Source organism: Ruegeria sp. ANG10, from assembly GCF_040705255.1.
In the GTDB taxonomy this organism is placed as follows: Bacteria; Pseudomonadota; Alphaproteobacteria; order Rhodobacterales; family Rhodobacteraceae; genus Ruegeria.
Genome location: NZ_JBFCVU010000001.1, coordinates 666,721 through 688,023 on the forward strand (window position 1 = coordinate 666,721; position 21,303 = coordinate 688,023).

At 55.8% G+C, this 21,303-nt stretch carries 16 protein-coding genes and 1 pseudogene; 15 read left to right on the plus strand and 2 right to left on the minus strand.

Annotation, left to right across the window (positions count from 1 at the left end):
* The first annotated feature begins 39 nt into the window (after positions 1–39).
* Positions 40–1,323, plus strand: a complete 1,284-nt coding sequence (locus AB1A64_RS03045) for a HAMP domain-containing sensor histidine kinase (RefSeq protein WP_366550053.1) — start codon at positions 40–42, stop codon at positions 1,321–1,323.
* A 116-nt stretch (positions 1,324–1,439) separates the two neighbouring features.
* On the opposite strand, the pseudogene AB1A64_RS03050 reads toward AB1A64_RS03045, so the two are convergent.
* Positions 1,440–1,511 (minus strand): annotated as a pseudogene (locus AB1A64_RS03050) (integrase core domain-containing protein); the annotation flags it as partial.
* A gap of 873 nt (positions 1,512–2,384) precedes the next feature.
* Between AB1A64_RS03050 and AB1A64_RS03055 the strand changes: the two are divergent.
* The 9 genes from AB1A64_RS03055 (at position 2,385) to AB1A64_RS03095 (ending at position 15,760) form a co-directional block, all read left to right on the plus strand.
* A complete protein-coding gene (locus AB1A64_RS03055) occupies positions 2,385–2,969 on the plus strand; it encodes an ANTAR domain-containing protein (RefSeq protein ID WP_366550054.1) in 585 nt (194 codons plus the stop codon).
* Positions 2,966–4,135 carry an ABC transporter substrate-binding protein gene (locus AB1A64_RS03060; protein ID WP_366550055.1) on the plus strand — a complete coding sequence of 390 codons (1,170 nt, stop codon included), beginning with the start codon at positions 2,966–2,968 and terminating at the stop codon, positions 4,133–4,135. Before AB1A64_RS03055 ends, AB1A64_RS03060 begins: the two co-directional genes overlap by 4 nt.
* Before the next feature lie 271 nt (positions 4,136–4,406).
* Positions 4,407–5,771, plus strand: a complete 1,365-nt coding sequence (locus AB1A64_RS03065) for a CmpA/NrtA family ABC transporter substrate-binding protein (protein ID WP_366550056.1) — start codon at positions 4,407–4,409, stop codon at positions 5,769–5,771.
* Positions 5,772–5,844: 73 nt separating this feature from the next.
* Positions 5,845–6,927, plus strand: coding sequence for an ABC transporter permease (locus AB1A64_RS03070; protein ID WP_366550057.1), 1,083 nt, complete (start codon positions 5,845–5,847; stop codon positions 6,925–6,927).
* 5 nt (positions 6,928–6,932) lie between these two features.
* A complete protein-coding gene (locus AB1A64_RS03075; RefSeq protein ID WP_366550058.1) occupies positions 6,933–8,612 on the plus strand; it encodes an ABC transporter ATP-binding protein in 1,680 nt (559 codons plus the stop codon).
* A gap of 4 nt (positions 8,613–8,616) precedes the next feature.
* On the plus strand, positions 8,617–11,052 hold the full coding sequence (gene nirB, locus AB1A64_RS03080) for a nitrite reductase large subunit NirB (RefSeq protein ID WP_366550059.1): 2,436 nt from the start codon (positions 8,617–8,619) through the stop codon (positions 11,050–11,052).
* Positions 11,049–11,381, plus strand: a complete 333-nt coding sequence (gene nirD, locus AB1A64_RS03085) for a nitrite reductase small subunit NirD (RefSeq protein ID WP_170519566.1) — start codon at positions 11,049–11,051, stop codon at positions 11,379–11,381. Before nirB ends, nirD begins: the two co-directional genes overlap by 4 nt.
* On the plus strand, positions 11,381–14,041 hold the full coding sequence (locus AB1A64_RS03090) for a molybdopterin-dependent oxidoreductase (protein ID WP_366550060.1): 2,661 nt from the start codon (positions 11,381–11,383) through the stop codon (positions 14,039–14,041). The genes nirD and AB1A64_RS03090 overlap by 1 nt, the downstream gene beginning before the upstream one ends.
* A 1,362-nt stretch (positions 14,042–15,403) precedes the next feature.
* Positions 15,404–15,760 carry a hypothetical protein gene (locus tag AB1A64_RS03095; protein ID WP_366550061.1) on the plus strand — a complete coding sequence of 119 codons (357 nt, stop codon included), beginning with the start codon at positions 15,404–15,406 and terminating at the stop codon, positions 15,758–15,760.
* Positions 15,761–15,998: 238 nt separating this feature from the next.
* Here AB1A64_RS03095 and AB1A64_RS03100 read toward each other — a convergent pair whose 3' ends face one another.
* Entirely contained in the window at positions 15,999–16,745 is a 747-nt protein-coding gene (locus AB1A64_RS03100) for an IclR family transcriptional regulator (RefSeq protein ID WP_366550062.1), read from the minus strand.
* 215 nt (positions 16,746–16,960) lie between these two features.
* Between AB1A64_RS03100 and AB1A64_RS03105 the strand changes: the two genes are divergently transcribed.
* From AB1A64_RS03105 to AB1A64_RS03125, 5 genes are all read left to right on the plus strand, one after another.
* Positions 16,961–17,797, plus strand: coding sequence for a cyclase family protein (locus AB1A64_RS03105; RefSeq protein WP_117870087.1), 837 nt, complete (start codon positions 16,961–16,963; stop codon positions 17,795–17,797).
* A gap of 61 nt (positions 17,798–17,858) precedes the next feature.
* On the plus strand, positions 17,859–18,203 hold the full coding sequence (locus AB1A64_RS03110) for a cupin domain-containing protein (RefSeq protein WP_366550063.1): 345 nt from the start codon (positions 17,859–17,861) through the stop codon (positions 18,201–18,203).
* A gap of 11 nt (positions 18,204–18,214) precedes the next feature.
* Positions 18,215–19,000, plus strand: a complete 786-nt coding sequence (locus AB1A64_RS03115) for an SDR family oxidoreductase (RefSeq protein ID WP_366550064.1) — start codon at positions 18,215–18,217, stop codon at positions 18,998–19,000.
* A 3-nt stretch (positions 19,001–19,003) separates the two neighbouring features.
* Positions 19,004–19,927 carry a 3-hydroxyacyl-CoA dehydrogenase family protein gene (locus AB1A64_RS03120; RefSeq protein WP_366550065.1) on the plus strand — a complete coding sequence of 308 codons (924 nt, stop codon included), beginning with the start codon at positions 19,004–19,006 and terminating at the stop codon, positions 19,925–19,927.
* 43 nt (positions 19,928–19,970) lie between these two features.
* Positions 19,971–21,251, plus strand: coding sequence for an ABC transporter substrate-binding protein (locus tag AB1A64_RS03125; protein ID WP_366550066.1), 1,281 nt, complete (start codon positions 19,971–19,973; stop codon positions 21,249–21,251).
* Positions 21,252–21,303 lie beyond the last annotated feature (52 nt).

A 21,303-nucleotide genomic window follows, 5' to 3' on the forward strand; every position in this document is an offset into this window, starting at 1 on the left:
CGTCAACGGGCATTGCTTGGGGGGATTGCGTCCGGGGCCTTGTCTGTTGCCGTGGGCACTCTGGCTGTTTTTTCGTTTATCGATGCCCGAATTTCAAACAGGTTCGACGCTACGCTTCGAGATCGCCACACTCAGCTTGTTGTTGGGTTGAGCGTTACGACACAAGAGCCGGATGCCCTGCGCGATCTCATGTTTGATCCGGCATACAGCGCGCCATATTCCGGCAGATACTGGCAGGTTACCACCGGCAACGGCGAGGTTTACACGTCGGCGTCTTTGTTTGACGAAACAATCGCAGAACCACCCGACATCTCTGAAGACACAACCCTTTGGAACACTGCCGGCCCCGAGGGGGAAGCGTTGCGCAGCGCATACCAAAAAATTTCCTTCGAAGATGGAACTGTCTGGGGAATAAGTGTCGCGGAAAGCCAGGCGCAGTTGGTCAATGAAAGACGGGCGGCACAGCGCAGTCTTCTACCGGTGTTTGGGTTGGTTGGCTTGATCGGCGTTGCAAGTTCATTGATGCTGATGTCCGCAATTCTGGGTCCTCTTCGTAAATTGCGTGCGGATGTCGCCCATCGTTGGGACACGGACGACAATCTGACTCCCACGGATTACCCGGACGAAGTGGCGCCTTTGGTCGATGATCTGAATCAGCTTTTGCATCGCAATCGGGACATTGTATCCGGCTCGCGCAGGCAAGCCGCTGATCTGGCACATGCTTTAAAAACGCCAGCTACTATTCTGAGAAATGAACTACAGGCTATGTCACAGTCCGGTGTCGACACAGATATCGCTGACGAAGCTTTGGATCGGATCGACTCTCAACTCGGTCGGTCACTCGCGCGAATCCGGGCTCTAAATACGGCTGAGTTGACCCATTCGCGCACGGATGTTTCACACTCAGTCGAACGTCTCGCACGGTTGTTTACAACGATCGCTGAGAGAGAGGATAAAATACTGGAAGTCAAAAGCGACCCTGAGCTTTGGGTGCGCATGGATACTCAGGATATCGAAGAGGTTCTTGGGAACTTACTGGATAACGCAGTCAAATGGTGTCGTGGCAAAGTAAGACTGACCGCAAAACGTCACAAAGATTGTGTCGAGATCTGTATCGAAGATGATGGCCCAGGTATCCCAGAGGACGCAATACGCGAAGCGCTACGCTCTGGTGGACGGCTTGACACTTCGGTGAGAGGCAGCGGGCTGGGGCTGGCAATCGCGGTTGATCTTCTCAATGCATACGGTGCGCACTTCGACTTGGGAAAATCTGCCGCGTTAGGAGGTTTAAGTGGTCGGGTGGTGATCCCAACCAAGTCCTAAGCGGCGACGGCTGAAAGAACGAGTGGCTCAATGCGTGGATTTCCGAGCAGCCTCATCTGACTGGTCCAGTTTGATTGTTAGTGCTTTGTTGGCCTTTGATCCATTGGGATGATGGTTTACGGGGCTGGTGGGCGATAGCCCAGAGCACTGTGGGGTCTCTTGGTGTTGTAGTGCTTTCCTTGAGATATTGGCTGCAGCGTCGATGAACGGCCGCCATTTATATTGGGTCAGAAAGGCTTGACGTTTGGGTCAGAATTGAATGACGTGATTCACCGATTTATTTAGGTTTTGGCTGCCGAAAGAGTCAAAGATCAGTGACGTTCCACACCTTTGATGTCAGGCGACACATAGTTCTGCCACCAGCGACAGAACCTTGCCATTTTCGCCTCACTTCCTTCATCCAGCACCTAGACCGATTTCAATGATCCTGACTTCCCTTTTTGGGAAAATTAGGGCTGATTTGCAGATCAGACGCCGAAGGCGCCTGTTCCTGCTGATCTGCCACGTGGCGAACGCGGATGGGGGCGAGGCAATGCTATTCGACAATAGTGGTGCGGCCCGCAGGCTCAGCCGAGGACACGGTGTTGTCTACTGGGGTTGCCCGAGGGGGAAGGCAACGTCTTACCCCTGATGGCCAGGGGCGTTTGGCTTGTCCAAATCCCGCGGCCCCCGAAACAAGTGCGGCGGTGCAGGCCGCGCCGGTACTTTTTGCGCCAGAACGCGTTGTTATTCTAATGAATCGGGCGGAAAACGGACTTTCGCAGCGATCGCGGAATCACGTGGTTCTTGCCGTCAAAGCGGACCTTCGATTTCGCATCGACGAGGAAATTACATTTCGACCACCCAGATCCAGAGATTGGCCCAAATGAAAATCCAAAGGGCCGAACAATTGCGCCACGCCAGCGCTAATGCCAGATTTCTTTGATGGCATGTAGAAAAACTGTGCAGGCATTCCGTTGCATGTAAAAATATGCTGATAAAATAGGCAAACTGGCAGCTTGATGAAACGCTTAGTGGCCTTGGAGTTGCGATCGATGAAGCTTGGGCTCACTTGGGTGCCTATGAAACAACACCTTACCGTCGTTGTCGTCGAGCAGAATCAAGAACGTGCTATTGCAATTGTGGATGCTTTGAAAGAGTCTGGGGACGTAGACGTTTCTGTAATCGGCAATGTCTCTGGGCTGGCACGTAAAATCGCAATGCATAGCCCAGACATAGTTCTGATCGACATAGACAATCCATCGCGGGATATGCTGGAAGAGTTGACCGTTGCCTCCGGCCCGATGGAGCGACCGGTGGCCATGTTCGTCTCGGGCGCTGCGGGCGGATTAGCGAAAGCCGCGGTTGAGGCCGGGGTATCAGCTTATGTGGTCGATGGATTGCAAGCCGAGCGCATCAAACCCGTGATCGATACCGCCGTCGCCCGGTTTCAGGTACTACGCCAGATGAGGACCGAACTGGCCGAGACCCGCCGTGCGTTGGAAGAACGCAAAGTGATTGATCGCGCCAAAGGGTTGTTGATGAAAGCCAAGGGTGTGTCTGAAGACGAGGCCTACGCACTTCTGCGCAAAACAGCGATGAATCAGAACCGCCGGGTTGCAGATGTGGCTGAAGCCTTGGTCACGGCTTCGGGTTTGTTGTCATGAGAACTGTAACCTTGCCTGTCGCCTATATGCCTTTGGTTGACGCGGCCCCGTTGATTGTCGCGCGCGAGATGGGGTTTGACCATGCCGAAGGCGTTTCTTTGGATCTGCGACCGGCCCCGTCATGGTCATCTTTGCGCGATATGCTGGCTTTTGGGCATGTGGACGCTGCGCATCTGCTGTCACCTATACCCGTCGCAATGGCCTTGGGTTTGGGCGGTATCGCGACGCCGCTTTCTGCGGTGTCCGTCCTTTCCCTGAATGGCAACGTCATAGGTGTTGGAACTCAATTGGCCGGGCGTCTGACCGATCAGGGCTATGGCTTCGATTTCACTGATGCCGCTGCGGCTGGGGCTGCACTGGCAAAGGCTGCTGGTGACGTTTTGGTGTTCGGCGTGCCGTTTCCGTTTTCGATGCATGTTGAACTGCTGCGCTATTGGGTTGCGGGAACCGAACTGGCGTCGAAACAGGTCGAAATCCGCACTGTTCCGCCGCCTCTTATGGCGCAGGCGCTTGCGGGTGGCGAGATCGATGCTTTCTGCGTGGGCGAGCCTTGGGGCTCATTCGCCGTGGATGACAATGTTGGCACTTTGCTGCTGCCCGGTAAGGCGATCTGGACCTGCGCACCTGAAAAGGTGTTGGCGGTTAGAAACGACTGGGCCGAAACCGAGCCGCACCTGCTGGGCAGCCTCATGCGAGCCGTTTGGCGCGCGGGGCGTTGGCTTTCAAACACGGACAGCCGAACAACCGCGTCCGAGATGCTATCGCGCAAAAGCTACCTCAACGTCTCACCCGAACTAATCGACCGAGCATTGATGGGCGAATTCACGATCTCGGCGCGCGGCGAGCAACGCCACGTGGATGGGTTTGTCGAGTTCTTTGACGGCGCTGCCACCTTCCCATGGCGCAGTCAGGCGAAATGGGTCGCGCATCAATTGGCGCAGAGAAACGGACTGGACGCTGGGACTGCGGAACGACAGGCCGCCAAGGTCTTTCGCAGTGATCTCTATCGCCGTGAATTGCAGGGGCTGGAGGTCGAAACACCCGGCGCATCCGAGAAACTAGAAGGCGCTTTGCCTGAGTCGACGGCGGTTGCCTCTGCCAATGGCAGCCTGATTCTGTCTCGGAACGTGTTTTTCGACCGACGCATTTTCGACCCTACGGGGTAAGTTTGCACAAAAATTTTGCAGCGCAGCATTCATTTTCGCTGCATCGCAGAATTATCAGGGTGAGAACGCCGAAAATTGATGACGTCCCGCTGCGAGACTGACTTAATCGGGTCATCGGAAGGCAACGACGCCCACCGACGGAATTCGCCCATAACTTCAGGGCACCTTACAAGAGCAAAGCCGCTCGACCATCCGCCACCTCCTCCCGGCGGACTGTGTCGGCGGCTTTTTTGTTTGCCCAAGGGGTTGGGCTGAACCGAAAGGGATCGAGATGAAAAAGCTACTATTAGGCCTGGCCGCAACGACGGCGCTTGTGTCTCCGGCACTGGCCGAACTGGAACTGGAAAAAGACGAACTGACCTTTGGCTTTATCAAACTGACCGATATGGCACCGCTGGCTGTCGCCTATGAGAATGGGTACTTTCTGGACGAAGGCCTGTTCGTGACGCTGGAAGCACAAGCCAACTGGAAAATCCTATTGGATGGCGTGATTGACGGGCAGCTTGACGGGGCGCACATGCTGGCCGGGCAGCCTTTGGCCGCCACAATCGGATACGGAACCGAAGCGCACATCGTCACGCCCTTCTCAATGGATCTGAACGGGAACGGCATCACCGTGTCCAACGAGATTTGGGAAGAGATGAAGCCGAATATCCCGGTGATGGATGATGGCCGCCCCCAACATCCGATCAGCGCCGAAGCGCTGGCGCCGGTTGTTGAGAAATACAAATCCGAAGGCAAGCCCTTTAACATGGGCATGGTCTTCCCGGTTTCGACCCATAATTACGAACTGCGCTATTGGCTGGCCGCTGGAGGGCTGCATCCGGGGTTCTACAGCCCGGACAACGTCACCGGTCAGATCGGGGCGGATGTGTTCCTGTCGGTGACACCTCCGCCGCAGATGCCCGCCACATTGGAGGCCGGTACGATCTATGGCTACTGCGTGGGTGAGCCGTGGAACCAGCAGGCCGTGTTCAAGGGCATCGGCGTTCCCGTGGTCACCGATTACGAGCTATGGAAGAACAACCCCGAGAAGGTTTTCGGCATCACTGCCGAGTTTGCCGAGGAATATCCGAATACCACTCTGGCAGTGACCAAAGCGCTGATCCGTGCCGCGCAGTGGTTGGATGAAAACGACAACGCCAACCGTCCCGAAGCCGTCGAAATTCTGAGCCGCGCGGAATATGTTGGCGCGGATTATGACGTTATCGCCAACTCGATGACCGGCACGTTTGAATACGAGAAAGGCGACAAGCGCGAGGTTCCCGATTTCAACGTGTTCTTCCGCTATAACGCGACCTATCCGTTCTATTCGGACGCTGTCTGGTACCTGACCCAGATGCGTCGTTGGGGTCAGATCGCAGACGCGAAGCCGGACAGCTGGTATGACGAAGTGGCCAAGTCGGTCTACAAGCCCGAGATCTACCTGGAGGCTGCCCGTCTGCTGGTTGACGAAGGTCTGGCGGATGAGGCCGATTTCCCCTGGGACAGTGACGGCTACAAGGCACCAACGCCTGCCGAGGATATAATTGACGGGATCGCCTATGACGGCCGCACACCCAACGCCTATCTCGAAAGCATGTCCATTGGCCTGAAGGGCGAGCAGAAGATCGTCGGCTCGGACGTTCAAGGCTAATTCCTCAGCTCCACGTCCGGCCACGGTCGGGCGTGGGCTTCACAAGTGCCCCGCCATCGCAAGGACACATCAGATGACGACCGTCGACCCCGAATTCAACGCAGACGCCGCTCGCCAGGAGCGTCGCACCCGCCTTTTCACCCGCATCAATGCAGCCGACAAATGGTTCCAAGTGTTGGGCCTCAGCTGGGCCACGCCTGTTCTGAAGGCCGCCGCCGGAGACAATCCCCGCGCTCAGATGGCCGAGATCTGGCGCTTGCTGATCGTGCCATTGCTGTCGATCTTCGCCTTTCTGCTTCTGTGGGGCACGCTGGCGCCCAAGGTACAGACCTCGCTGGGCGCGGTCCCCGGGCCAGCGCAGGTTTGGGCGGAGATGGTCAGCCTGAATGAGGACGCCAAAGCTAAAGCGGCAAAACGCGCCAAGTTCGAAGCCATGGTCGAGACGCGCAATCAAAAGTTTATTGATGCCGGCCAGCCGGAGAAGGTGAAAGACGTCGCTTTCACCGGGGCTCCGACCTACTACCAACAGATCTGGACCTCGATCAAAACTGTGTTTTTTGGCTTTCTGATCGCCACTGCCCTTGCGGTCCCGCTGGGCATCGCCGCAGGTCTTTCGCCAACGGCAAATGCCGCGCTGAACCCACTGATCCAGATATTCAAACCGGTCTCGCCACTGGCGTGGCTGCCGATTGTGACCATGATCGTCTCGGCCGTTTACGTCACCAATGATGGCTGGTTCGCGAAATCCTTTTTGATCTCGGCCATCACCGTAACTTTGTGTTCGCTGTGGCCCACATTGATCAACACGGCGCTCGGTGTGGCGTCCATCGACAAGGACCTCGTGAATGTCTCCAAAGTTCTGAAAATGAACACCTATACCAAGATCACCAAGCTGGTGCTCCCCTCGGCTTTGCCGCTGATCTTCACCGGTTTGCGCCTTTCTCTAGGCGTTGGCTGGATGGTTCTGATTGCGGCTGAAATGCTGGCGCAAAACCCCGGTCTGGGCAAGTTTGTCTGGGATGAATTCCAGAACGGCTCATCCAGTTCACTTGCCAAGATCATGGTTGCGGTCTTCACCATAGGCATTATCGGCTTCCTGCTGGACCGGGTGATGTATGCGCTGCAATCCCTCTTCACCTTTACAAACAATCGGTGAGCGCGATGAGTATTCTGAGCTTCAATAACGCCTCCAAATCCTTCGGAGAAGGCACCGCTTGCACCGAAGTGCTGAAAGGCATCGATCTGGACGTGCAGGAAGGCGAGTTTCTGGTGATCCTGGGCTTTTCGGGCTCCGGAAAGACCACCCTGATCAACCTGATGGCTGGGCTGGACTCCCCGACCGGCGGAGAGGTCAGGTTCAAGGGCGTCCCGATCAAGGGCCCGGGCCCGGAACGAGGCGTGATCTTCCAGAACTACTCGCTGATGCCGTGGTTGACAGTCAGCTGCAATGTGGGGCTGGCGGTTGATACTGTCTTTCCGGGTCTCAGCAAGGCCGAGAAAGCCGAGAAGGTTGCACATTACATCAAGATGGTTGGCCTCAGCCACGCTGCAACGCGTCGCCCGGCCGAACTGTCCGGCGGCATGCGCCAGCGGGTCAATGTGGCCCGTGCGCTGTCGATGAACCCAGAGGTTTTGTTACTGGATGAACCACTCTCTGCGCTAGACGCATTGACCCGCGCCAATCTGGCGGATGAGATCGAACATATCTGGGAAGCCGACAAAAAGACTTGCGTGCTGATCACCAATGATGTGGATGAGGCGATCATTCTGGCCGACCGCATCATTGCCCTTAACCCGGATGGCACGTTGGGGCAGGAGTTCCGCGTTTCGATCCCTCGACCGCGTGATCGAGGGGCAATGAATAATGATGAAACCTTCAAACGCCTGCGCGCGGACGTCACCAAATACCTGATGGATGTGGGGATCGAGGCCAAGGTCGAAGGTTCACGCATCCTGCCCAACGTAACGCCAATGCACGGCGTGCCAACAGCGGTTGCTAAGGCTCAGAAGGGGATGATTCAGAACCGCTTCCTCAACTTCTCGCAATTGCACAAGATCTACCCGACCCCCAAGGGGTCGTTGACCGTAGTAGAGGACTTTGATCTGAAGATCGACAAAGGTGAGTTTATCTCGCTGATTGGCCATTCCGGTTGCGGCAAATCCACGGTTCTGACCATGGCGGCAGGGCTGAATGAGATATCTAAAGGTGCGATCAAATTGGATGGCCGCCACGTCGAAGGCGCTGACCCTGAACGTGCCGTGGTGTTCCAATCGCCCAACCTGTTCCCTTGGCTCAGTGCCAAGGAAAACGTCGCGATCGGGGTCGATAAGGTCTATCCCAAGGCCAGCGTCGCCGAGCGGCAGGATGTCGTTGAATATTATCTGGAACGCGTCGGTCTGGCTGACGCGATGGACAAATCCGCCAGCGATCTTTCGAACGGCATGAAGCAACGAGTCGGCATCGCCCGCGCCTTTGCCCTGTCCCCCAAACTGCTGCTGCTGGATGAACCCTTTGGCATGCTCGACAGCCTGACGCGCTGGGAATTGCAGGAAGTGCTGATGGAGGTATGGTCCCGCACCAAAGTGACCGCGATCTGCGTCACCCATGACGTGGATGAGGCGATCCTGCTGGCCGACCGCGTGGTGATGATGACCAACGGCCCGCAAGCGACCATCGGTAAGATCACCAAGGTTGATCTGCCGCGGCCACGCACGCGCAAAGCTTTGTTGGAGCACCCAGATTACTACGCCTACCGGCAGGAGGTTCTCGATTTCCTTGAAGAATACGAACATGGCGCCAAGCCCAAAACACCCGCCCCAAAGGCGATTGCAGCGGAGTGAAATCATGAAGCAAAGACTAGTTGTTATAGGCGCAGGCATGGCCTCGGGTCGGGTGCTGGAACACCTGACCGACGCCGCACCGGATGCATTCGAAATCACCCTGTTCAACGCTGAGCCGCGCGGGAACTACAACCGCATCATGCTCAGCCCGGTTCTGTCGGGTGAGAAGACCTATGAAGAGATCGTCACCCATGACGACACTTGGTATGCCGAGCGGGGCATCTCCTGCCGATTTGGTGAGAAGGTGGCCAAGATCGACCGTGAGATGAAGGTGGTCGAGGGCGAGAACGGACATGTTCCATACGACAAGCTGGTCGTCGCGACCGGGTCGAACCCGTTCATCATCCCTTTGCCAGGGCATGATCTGGATGGTGTGATCGCCTATCGCGATTTGGAAGACACGCAGCAGATGATGGGCATGGGTTCGGGAAACCAGGTCGTCGTAATCGGCGGCGGTTTGCTGGGGCTCGAGGCCGCTGCGGGGATGGCCGCGCATGGTGTTGACGTCACCGTCGTGCATATCATGGGCCACCTGATGGAGCGTCAGTTGGACGAGGCCGCAGGCTACTTGCTGAAGAAATCGCTGGAAGACAAAGGCATCAAGATCTGCCTGCAGGCGAATTCCAAGGAAGTTCTGGGGCAAGATGGCAAGGTTCGCGCACTGCTGCTGGATGACGGGACCGAACTGCCCTGTGACCTGCTGGTTATGGCGGTGGGTATCCGTCCCAACACGGCGCTGGCGCATGAGGCCGGGCTGGCCACCGGTCGCGGCATCCATGTGGACGATCAAATGCTGACCTCGGACCCGGATGTCTATGCCGTGGGTGAATGCGTCGAACATGGCGGAGAGATCTTTGGCCTTGTCGCTCCGCTCTACGATCAAGCGAAAGTGGCGGCGCGTGCTCTGTTGGAAGAAGACGCCGCATTCGCGCGGAAAACCCTCTTGACCAAGCTGAAGGTCACGGGCTGCGATCTGTTCAGTGCCGGCGATTTCGCTGACGGGCCGGGGCGTGAAGATATCGTGTTTCGCGACCCTTCGCGCGGCGTCTACAAGCGCCTCGTTATCGAAGAGGATCGGCTGGTTGGTGCTGTCATGTATGGCGACACCGCCGATGGCAGCTGGTTCTTCGGGTTGATCAAGGACGGCACCAGCATCGACGAGATGCGTGAGACGCTGATCTTCGGACCCGCCTATCAGGGAGGCGACACTGCGGACCCTCTCTCAGCCGTTGCAGCATTGCCGCCTGAGGCGGAGATTTGCGGCTGCAACGGCGTATGCAAGGGAGATATCATTGAGGCGATCAACGCAGGGGCCGACGATCTGGGCGCGGTTCGTGCAGGCACCAAGGCCAGTGCGTCCTGCGGCACCTGTACTGGACTGGTGGAACAGGTATTGCAGGTCACTTTGGGCGACGACTTTCAAATGCCTGCCGCGCAATCGATCTGCGGTTGCACCGATCTGACGCATGAGGATGTACGTCGTCTGATCAAGGGGCAGGGGCTGAAAAGCCAGGCGGCTGTTTGGCAGGAACTCGGCTGGTCCACGCCTAACGGCTGCCATGTCTGCCGTCCGGCGATCAACTATTACCTGCTGGCGGATTGGCCACTGGACTATCAGGACGACCCACAAAGTCGGTTCGTCAACGAACGCAAACACGCCAACATCCAGAAAGACGGCACCTTCAGCGTTGTGCCGCGCATGTGGGGCGGCATCACCACCCCCGAAGAACTGCGCGCCATCGCAGATGCGGCCGACAAGTATGACGTGCCGACCGTCAAGGTCACGGGTGGGCAGCGGATCGACCTGCTGGGGGTGAAGGGCGAGGACCTGCCCGCCATCTGGTCGGATCTGAACCAGGCCGGTCTGGTCTCGGGCCATGCCTATTCCAAGGGTCTGCGCACGGTCAAAACCTGTGTGGGCACCGATCATTGCCGGTTTGGCACACAGGACAGTACAGGCCTGGGGATCAAGCTGGAGAAAATCCTGTGGGGGTCGTGGACGCCCCATAAGCTTAAGCTGGCCGTATCCGGGTGCCCGCGCAACTGCGCCGAGGCGACGTGCAAGGATATTGGAGTGGTTTGCGTGGATTCAGGCTATCAGATCAGCATCGGCGGGGCCGCCGGTATGGATGTCAAAGAAACCGAACTACTGTGTCAGGTCCCCACCGAAGACGACGCGATCGAGGTCGTGATGGCCGTGACCCAGGCCTACCGCGAGGGCGGCAAGTATTTGGATCGCCTGTATAAATGGTTGGGTAAGGTTGGCATGGACTGGGTCAAAGCTCAGGTCGTGGACGATCTTGAAAACCGCGCTGCTTTGGTCGCCCGGTTCGAACTGTCGCAAAGCATCTACCGCAAAGACCCGTGGGCCGAACACGTCAAAGAAAAAGCGCAGACCTACGCGCCGATTGCAGATTTTACATTGGAGGCCGCGGAATGAGCTGGATCGACATCGGGCATATTGATGAGGTGCCGGTGCGCGGAGCGCGTCTGGTGAAAACCCATATCGGCTGTATCGCCGTCTTCCGCACCGCCGAGGCGGAAGTATTCGCCGCGACCAACAGCTGTCCGCATAAGGGCGGCCCATTGTCCGAGGGCATCGTCCACGGCCAGTCAGTCACCTGTCCGCTACACAACTGGGTCTTTGACCTGAACACGGGCGAAGCTAAAGGCGCGGATGATGGCCGCATCACGACCTATCCGGTGCGTCTTGAAGGCGGTCGTATCCTACTGGACGACAGCGCGGTTTCCCGGCGGAGCGCGGCCTGATGGACGGAAGCGGTCTGCCCGAAGTTCGCTCGACCTGCGCGTATTGCGGCGTTGGCTGCGGTGTGCTTTTGCGACCTGATGGAGTTGGAGGGCTGACTGTCCGGGGCGACCCGGATCATCCAGCGAACCATGGTCGTTTGTGCTCGAAAGGGTTGGCTTTGGGTGAAACCGTGGGGTTGGAACACCGGTTGCTGGCTCCTCGCGCCTTTGGTCACGACACCAACTGGGATAACGCGTTGCAACTGGTCGCAGACCGGTTCTCTGCCGCGATAGCTGAACACGGGCCGGACAGCGTCGCGTTTTACGTCTCGGGGCAGTTGCTGACCGAGGATTACTATGTCGCCAACAAGCTAATGAAGGGCTTTATGGGCTCGGCGAATATCGACACCAACTCTCGGCTTTGTATGGCCTCGACCGTGGCCGGACACAAACGCGCTTTTGGTACCGATACGGTTCCTGGAACCTATGAGGATCTGGATCAGGCTGACTTGGTTGTGCTGGTCGGCTCGAATCTCGCTTGGTGCCATCCCGTTCTCTATCAACGGGTCATAGCTGCGCGTAAGGCGCGCGGCGCGAAGATTGTGGTGATTGACCCGCGTCGAACAGCGAGCTGCGATCAAGCCGACCTCCATCTGGCGCTTCAACCGGGCAGCGACGTCGCATTGTTCAACCGCTTGTTGGCTAGAATTCACCAAACGGGGCATGTGTCAGCGGATTTTCTGGATCGCAGTGTTGGGTTCAATGAAGCGGTTGAGCTGGCACAGCTTGACGATCCTGATGAGACGGGGCTGAGCCCTGATGAGATTGAAGCTTTCTGCGATACGTGGATCGGGACTGAGCGCGTTGTGACGATCTTTAGTCAGGGTGTGAACCAGTCTTCCAGCGGAACCGACAAAGTCAACGCGATCCTGAACTGCCATTTAGCCACCGGACGGATCGGTCGTGCGGGAATGGGTCCGTTTTCAGTCACGGGTCAGCCAAACGCCATGGGTGGTCGAGAGGTGGGCGGCTTAGCCAATATGCTCGCGTGCCATTTGGATATCGAGAATAAAGCCCACAATGCAGCCGTCCGGAATTTCTGGAAGGCACCCAATATGCCACAGAAGCAGGGGCTCAAAGCGGTCGACTTGTTTCGCGCTGTCGAAAGCGGCCAGATCAAAGCACTGTGGGTCATCCACACTAATCCGGCGGCCACTATGCCAGATGCAGACCGCGTGAAGGCGGCCATCGAAAACTGTCCATTCACAGTTGTCAGCGACCTGACCGCCAGAACAGATACCGCGCGTGTCGCAGACATATTGCTGCCAGCAGCGGGTTGGGGCGAAAAAAGTGGTACAGTGACCAATTCAGACCGCACGATCAGCAGACAACGCGCCGTTTTGGCGCCTCCGGGACAAGCGCGCGCGGATTGGGATATTTTGGCCGAAGTGGGCCGCCGCATGGGCTGGAAAGAAGCATTCAGCTATAAAACCCCAGCACAGGTTTTTCGAGAATACGCTAAGATGACTTCGCTCGCCGTATCATTTGGCAAGGATTTGGATATTACAAATTTTTCGGACCTTGATGACGAAGACTATGAAGCGCTGAGCGCAACACGGTGGCCGACGACATCTCGTAAATCAGATGGCCGTTTTTTCGGCGATGGGCAGTTTTTTCATCCTGATGGTAAAGCACGTTTTGTGCCTGTTACCCATCGTCCACCTAAGGCGACGACTTCTGAACAATTTCCGTTTCTTTTGAACACGGGACGAAACAGGGACCAGTGGCACACCATGACAAGGTCCGGGTTGTCGCCGCGCCTGTCTGCTCATCTTGCCGAGCCTTATGTTGACGTTAACCCCAACGACGTTGATCGATTGGGCCTTAGTGCCGCAGATTTGGTTGAACTCAACAGCTCAGTTGGAAGCGGTATATTTCGGCTTCGCATCACGGAGTCTGTGGCACCAGGTCAAGTGTTTGCGCCAATTCACTGGACGGCCGAAACGGCCCCATCAGCCTGTGTGGATGCGCTTGTTCCAAGTGTGACTGATCCGATTTCAGGACAGCCGGAAAGTAAGTCAACAGCGGTATCTGTAAAACCTATGCATGCCGCGTGGTACGGCTTTGCCGTTTCAGTTGACGCGGCGGCCCCTGGCTCAGAGTACTGGGCAACTGCCAAAACACCCAACGGCTACAGGATGGAGTTGGCAGGCATGCAGATCATAGACAATTGGGAAAGCACTGCCCGCGAATGGTTTGGGCTACCGGATGCCGAGGCCACCGTAGTAGAAGATCCAAAGAGGGGCTCGTACAGAATAGCGCTGACAGACGGGCAGCGCGTATTGGCAGCGCTCTTCGTCTCGCGCCAACCTATCACACTGATGCGAGACTATTTGGCAAGCTTTCCCAAGGTGACGCCTCAGCAGATTTTGTCTGGCCGTTCCTCTGCGTCTTCAGAAGATTGCGGACCAATTGTCTGTTCCTGTTTCGAAGTCGGGCTAAAAACCATCATCCGTGCCATTCATGACCAACATATGATCAGTGTGGACGATATCGGAGATGCCCTTCAGGCTGGAACGAATTGCGGGTCTTGCCGGCCAGAGTTGGCAGACTTGCTCACCGAGCATTCGAAATCAATCCGCAACAAACAGAAGAACTGCCGGCAAGAACAATCCGCGTAGATTCAAGGTTCTTTTGAACGGTACTGCGGTCCGCTATGATTGGTTTCAAAGCCAGCGCAGGTTCCATTCATCTATAGATCAGATCAAATTGGGCCTTCCTAACCGGTTCGAACAACTTGGTCAGACGATGGCTTCGTCCGTGCTCCAGACCAACACTCGCGTCCCAGTTTCGCGTTTGCGGCGAATGTCTCCTCTGACGCGCCGCAAAACGGTTAAGGCGACCGAAGCCGAACCCAGCTGCGCCGCCTTGAATTCTCAATCCGCTTTTTCCTGCATCAGAATAAGTCCGGATAATTCTGTAGTCGCGTTCATCGGCCTAGCGCTGGATGGCGTCGGCCTGGTTTTCGGTCGAGTAGCGCTGATGTTCTGTCGACATACGAACGTACTGTGCAGCGTTCCGGCGGTTTTCCCTGTCTGTCTTGTTCTTCGGCCAACTCAATGCTGCGGCTCCCACCACTCAAATTTGTAAACCTGTACGGGAACTTTGCGATTCCTTTCTCAATCTTAAAGGGAGAGGTCCGGAAACATGTTTCATAAAAAGGGCAACACGTTTCATCGAAAGTGCGACGAGCGCGTATCGGCGTCAGAATACAGGTAGGCGATCAGCGACGCTCTGTCTCAAGAGCGGGGTGGGGCAGGGCGAGCTACAAAATCAACGATGCGGTGGATTGGAGCAAGTGAACGAACGGCTAAGAACTGGATATCTGGCTTATACGGACCAACAGGCGAGAACCTGATAGCATTGATGAAGCATTCAGACACAGTTTTTGCGGTCGTGCTCGAATTGGCGGGACGGAGCGAAGCGATATCGGTAGCACGGCTAAAGCTTGTCAGAGAAGAACTGGCTGGAATTTTGAGTGAATTAGATACGATCTGTACGGATGAGGGTGATTAAAAACCAGAATAGACTTTTTCGGCTGCTCCAACGCGATGGAAAACCTTTGAGTCGCAAATGGCAAAACCCGTGCACCCATGAAAAATCGAATGACTCAAAATCAAAGACTTAGCTGTCGTTGAATGGCAAAACTATGTGTCGCCCTACACCTGTTTAACGTCACACGAGCCTGACCCAACCGTCACAGTTGGACCAGAAAAGCAGTGAACGTTCGACATCAGAAGGCGCCCCCAACGTTGGACATCAGTTGAATTTAACCTTTGCGTACCCGAAAATGACTCGGAACCTGGTTCGTGACCTGGCGATAGTCGAAACAGGGCAACCCACCCCACTAAGCTCATCATTTAGTTGAACCAATACGTGCGCTGGACCAAGCGAACGCTCCGCCGCGCATTCTCACCAATAGTAGTGGTGGGGTCTCGTTCGGGCCAACTACATGGAATTACTAATCTGCGAGGAAAAGAGATATGACCAACGGTCGAAAGGATATTTTTGAACGGCTCAAACCAATATGGGAGGCCGTGGGCGAGCTAGCTGAGAACAATCCTGAGCTCAATGTGAAGGCCTATCTAGATGATATCTGTGGCGAAGAAGGCAGAACACGTACCGCTTCATTGGGGGTCGAAAATAGCCCGGATCGGCGTGACGAAAAAGTTGCGGAAGATCCTCAAGCCCAGTTCAAAATGATTGCGGACGCATACGCCACTGGAGACATGGATGAGGTCGACCGGGTGATTAACTACCTTGCTTTTATACGTCGTATGAAGAAACAGGGAATCTATGATATGGGTCGTTGGAGTGATGAGAGCCAGGGTGGGTGGTGATACAACCAGAAGTCGGTTCACATAACACCCATACTGCGATGTTCGCGGTTCGTTACGATGTCGACAAACATCCAATGAATGCAAAACTTGCGATTCAACACGAATGTCAACCTTCGCGACCATGCGGAACTAGCCGCAATCCGTTGAGTGCAATGTATGGACTTTTTCCGTTGGAAGCGCGGGCTGCCAGACAAGGTCGGTCGTGAGACCCAATCTGCCTCAAGTCAGCTTCACAAGCTTATTGGAAGGTTTGATGTATATTTGTGGATGTCTCGATAAGCGCTTGTTCGATGGTTGCTCTTTGTCGCACAAATCGCGTCGTTGGCACTGGAATTGAGATCGCGTGCAGGTCTCCGACCCAGTCTACGAAAGAAAAGCCGATAGCTGAGACACCGGCAGAATGCTCGTCCAAATCATATGCAAGGCCCTGTTCGCGGACCGTATTCAGTTCGGAAAGGAACTCATCCAAATTCCTTTGGATACCATTCCGTTCCCATTCGTTCTGGATGAGTTTAGTCGCTGCTTCTCTACCAAGTTGAGCTAGACAAGCTTTGCCATTTGCAGTGGTGGTCAACGGAAAAACCTCTCCCACTTGCGAAACCGTAGTCAATCGATAAACGCCTGGGACCTGATCTAAGAAAACCATGCCGATACCGCGCATGACGGCGAGGTCTGTGGTTTCCCCGGTCTTTTGGGTCAGTTCCGTCAAAAGCAGCCGGCAGTGTTCGACGATGCTGTACTGTGCGGCGCCCGCGAGAGCGCTTAGTTCGGGGCCGAGCCTCAAGCCACCTCCGTTTGCATCTGCTATGACAAGTTTTTCTTCAGCAAGCGCGCTTGTGATTCTCTGTACCGTAGAGCGGGGCAGGTCAACACGCTCGGCAATTTTCCCCAAGCTCATTCCGGATTGATTTTCTTTCAGAACACGCAAAATCGAGGCCGCTCTGGAAATGACCTGAATGCCACCTTTATCCGCTTTTTCAGACATTTAACCTACCTCATCCTGTCCTGGCATCGTAAATTCGGATACCTGGTAATTTATTAGTGATGTACCACAATGCGGTGCAAGTCAACCGTATAGTGAGTTTTTAGTTGACCGTAATGCGGTGCGTATGCATCATCATACGGGACAGATGGGGAAGCCCCCAGACAATTGAAAAGCGAACACCGCCGCGTTGTCGGCGAACAGAGGAGATATGCCCAATGGTCGAAATCCGCGGCATTGAGTTTCAGGCAAACACCGACAATGACATGGGGCTTGAGTTTTACAACCTGAGCCACAGATACGGGTTTCAGTGCCCCAACTGGCCGTATTTCAAGGACGTCCAGATCGACCGAAAGCACTATATGGCCAAGTCCGGCGTATTGTCTCAGACGATTACCACGACGATGCACGTGACCACGCATATTGATGCGCCAGCGCATGTTGTTCAGGGAACGCCGTTTATCGACGAGGTCCCGCTCCCCCATTTTTTCGGCTCTGGCCTGGTGGTTTCCGTGCCCAAAAAGAAATGGGAGCAAATCACCGGAGATGATCTGGAAAAGGCCTGTGGCCATGCAATCCGCAAAGGAGATGTGCTGATCATCAACACCGGTTGGCACAAGCAATATGAAGACGGTGACTACTTTGCTTATTGCCCGGGTCTCGTTCCTTCCGCTGCTGAGTGGATGATCGAGAAAGGTGTGAAAGTCGTTGGCCACGATACCCAGGCGAACGATCACCCGCTGGCAACCGCCATCGGTCCGCAGCGAAACGGTCCGATCCTGCCTCATCTTGAAAAAGAGTATCTTGAGTGGTCAGGCGGGACGCCGTGGGAGGTTGATTTCCCCGAGTGGGAGCCAGTTCACAACATGCTTTTCTCAAAGGGCATTCTCGGTATCGAAAACGTCGGTGGTGACCTGGATGCGGTGACCGGCAAACGGTGTACCTTCGCGTTCTTCCCTTGGAATTGGGACCGTGGCGACGGCTGCATTATCCGATTGGTTGCGATGATCGACAAGAACCAGTCCTACCGCATCGAGGCTGGCGAAGATTTCTGAACACTCACGGACCGATCGCCGGTTCTCCGGTGGCCGCCATTGGATCTGAGCGGAGACGAACATGCATCTGAAGCGTTTTCAAGACGCCCAACCCTACGAAGCACCGAACCATTTTGGATGTCATGGGCTTCGCTTGCAAGGGTTCGAAGAGGGTGGGCCGACAAATCAGTGGATCGGCTTCAGCCAGTTCCTACCGGGCGGTGGCGCAGGGCCGGACTCTACCCCTTTTGAAAAAGTCTACGTCGTTCTGGAAGGTGAACTGACCGTCATCGTTGACGGCATAGAAGCCATTCTTGGGCCCATGGATAGCTGCACGATCGCGCCGGGCGAAATACGCAAAATTGAAAACCGCACCAACTACACCTGCAAAATGCTGGTGGTCATTCCGTATCCGCCAGAAAGCTAAGGACGAAAAGAATGTCTGATCCACTCAAGATGTTTGACGTTAATGGAAACGTCGCGCTGATCACCGGAGCCTCGGGTGCGTTTGGAATGGTTGCTGCCCGCGTCTTGGCCGGAGCTGGTTGCAACCTCGTTCTGGCGGCGGGAAACCAAGATGCGCTCGATGAGATTGCCAAAGAGTGCGAGGCACTTGGTGCCACCGTCCTAGCAATAAACACACGTCCGACTGATGAAGCGTCATGTGAGGCATTGGTCGACGAAGCCGTCAACAACTTTGGTAAGCTCGACATTCTCGTTGTCGCGTCCGGTATGAACAAAGTTGCGCCGATCAACGAAATGGCGCCGGAAACCTTTGACGCAGTGATGGATGCCAACGTGAACCAAAGCTGGTTGTTGGCGCGCGCGGCGGCGGTACACATGAAGCAAAGCGAATATGGCAAGATCATTTTCGTCAGTTCTGCGCGCAGCATCTTGGGGCACCCTGCCGGCTACACAGCATATTGCGCGTCAAAGGCGGCCGTGAACGGTATTACTAAAGCCTTGGGATGTGAGCTGGGTCCAACAGGGATTACCGTCAACGCGATTGCGCCCACAGTATTCCGTTCGCCTTTGACCGCTTGGATGTTCGAAGAAACCGACGAAGCGAAGGCGGTGCGCGATGGCTTCCTAACCCGTGTTCCCAAAGGACGACTGGGTGAGCCGGAAGACCTGGCAGGTCCGCTCCTGTTTCTCGCGTCGCGGGCATCTGATTTTTACACCGGGCATATCCTTCATGCCGACGGCGGATATACGGCGGGTTAAAGAATGGTGCGCAAGAAACAGCAGATAGCAGTAATTGGCGCGGGGCTTATGGGGCACGGTATCGCCCTGACCTTGGCAAAAGCAGGTCAATACGTCGCCATCACAGACCCCGTTGAAGAGGCGCGAGCCACCGTGACTGACCGCATCCGCGCCAGCTTGGCCGCGATGGGGGACGAAGAGGTCAAAATCACAAAAACTCTCAAGATGATTGAGATCTTTGCGACGACTGAAGGTGCGGTTCGAAACGCCGATGCTGTTTTCGAAGCGGCACCGGAGAAGCTGGAGCTCAAGCAAGCGATCTTTGCTGAGATTGAGGCGCATGCGCCAGAGACCTGCATACTCGCTTCAAATACGTCGGTCATGCCGATCACTCAGATTATGTCCGGTTTGCGGCTGAAAAACCGAGCTTTGGGAACACATTGGTGGAATCCCCCGCATATGATCCCGCTGGTCGAAGTCATCAAGACTGAGTGGACAGACCCTGAGATTGCACAGACAATGTTCGATCTGTTGAAGGATGCCGGAAAGACTCCGGTGATGGTCGAGAAGGACGTGCCCGGCTTTATTGGCAACCGCCTTCAGCATGCGCTGTGGCGCGAAGCGGTCAGTCTGGTGGAAAACGGTATTTGCGACGCGGAAGCCGTCGATACTGTGATCAAGTCCAGCTTTGGGCGCCGGCTGGCAGTCCTCGGGCCTTTGGAGAACGCAGATCTGGTTGGCACCGACCTGACGCTCGATATCCACGAAAACGTACTGCACGATCTCGAAGCGCATAAGGGACCTTCATCTTATCTCAAGTCGCTTGTTGATGCAGGTAAGCTTGGCATGAAATCCGGCGAAGGTTTCAGGAAATGGGCCGAGGGCGAGGCGGATCAGGTTCGTCAACGTGTCGCGAAACATCTGAAAAATCTCGAGAAGACTTTGTAAGATCAATCAAACACTGGCGGGAGGCCGGTGAAGGGAGGACGCAATGACAAAGACTTTTAAGACGGCCACGAGGCGCAGTTTTATTGCCGGGGCAACAGCAGCAATCGCTGCTCCGGCCATCCTCCGGGCAACGCGTGCCTATGCGGCAAACCCGACGCTAAGGATAGGCAATGTCAGCCCACGCACCGGTCCACTGGCCGGTTTCGCGGAGGCTGACGAGTACGTGCTTCAAGCCATTCAGCAGGTCTTTTCGGCGGGTTTGGAAAACAACGGCAAAACATGGGATGTCGAGATCATCTCAAAAGACAGCCAGTCCAACCCCAACCGCGCAGCCGAGGTCGCCGCTGACCTGATCTTGGGCGATGAGGTCGATATCATCGTTGCGGCTTCAACACCGGACACGGTGAACCCTGTCGCTGATCAGGCAGAGATCAACGAAGTTCCCTGCATCACGACCGACTGTCCTTGGCAGCCCTATTTCTTTGGCCGCAACGGCGTTCCGGGTGAGGGTTTTGAAACGACCTATCACTTCTTCTGGGGTTTGGAGGATGTGATCGCAGCGTTCCTCGATATGTGGGACAAGACTGGCGTGACCAAGACTGTTGGCGGTCTTTTCCCCAACGATGCCGACGGTAATGCTTGGGGTGATGCGGAGCTGGGCCTGCCTAAACCGCTCGCTGCCGCCGGGTACACGCTGACAGATCCCGGTCGCTATCAGCCTCTGTCCGACGACTTCTCAAACCAAATCGCAGCGTTCAAGGCTGCTGGTTGCGAAATCGTCACTGGCAACATGATCCCACCAGATTTTGCTACGTTTTGGAGCCAGGCTGCCCAGCAAGGGTTCAACCCGAAGGTCGTGACCATTGGCAAAGCACTTCTGTTCCCATCCGTCATTGAATCACTGGGCGACCGTGGTGACGGGTTGTCGACCGAGGTCTGGTGGTCCCCGCATCATCCGTTCGCGTCCTCGTTGACCGGCATTTCCTCGAAAGACCTAGCCGAAGGCTATACCGCCGAGTCGGGTCGACCTTGGACTCAACCCCTTGGCTTTAAACATGCCCTGTTTGAGGTCGTCGCAGATGTCATCAAACGGGCTGATGACCTGGAAGACCCGTCTTCGATCATTTCGGCAATCACGTCCACCAACCTGAACACAATCGTCGGGCCGGTGAACTGGGGTGATGGGCCAATGAACAATGTCACGAAAACACCGCTGGTCGGTGGCCAGTGGCAGAAGTCAGGTGACGCGTACGAGCTGCAGATCGTTGCAAACAGCACAGCGCCTGAAGTTCCGGTGACGGCAGACATGAAACTGCTGGGTTGACCAGACGTTCGGCGCCGATCTTGGCGCCGATCCCTCCATCCGAGAGAAGCAT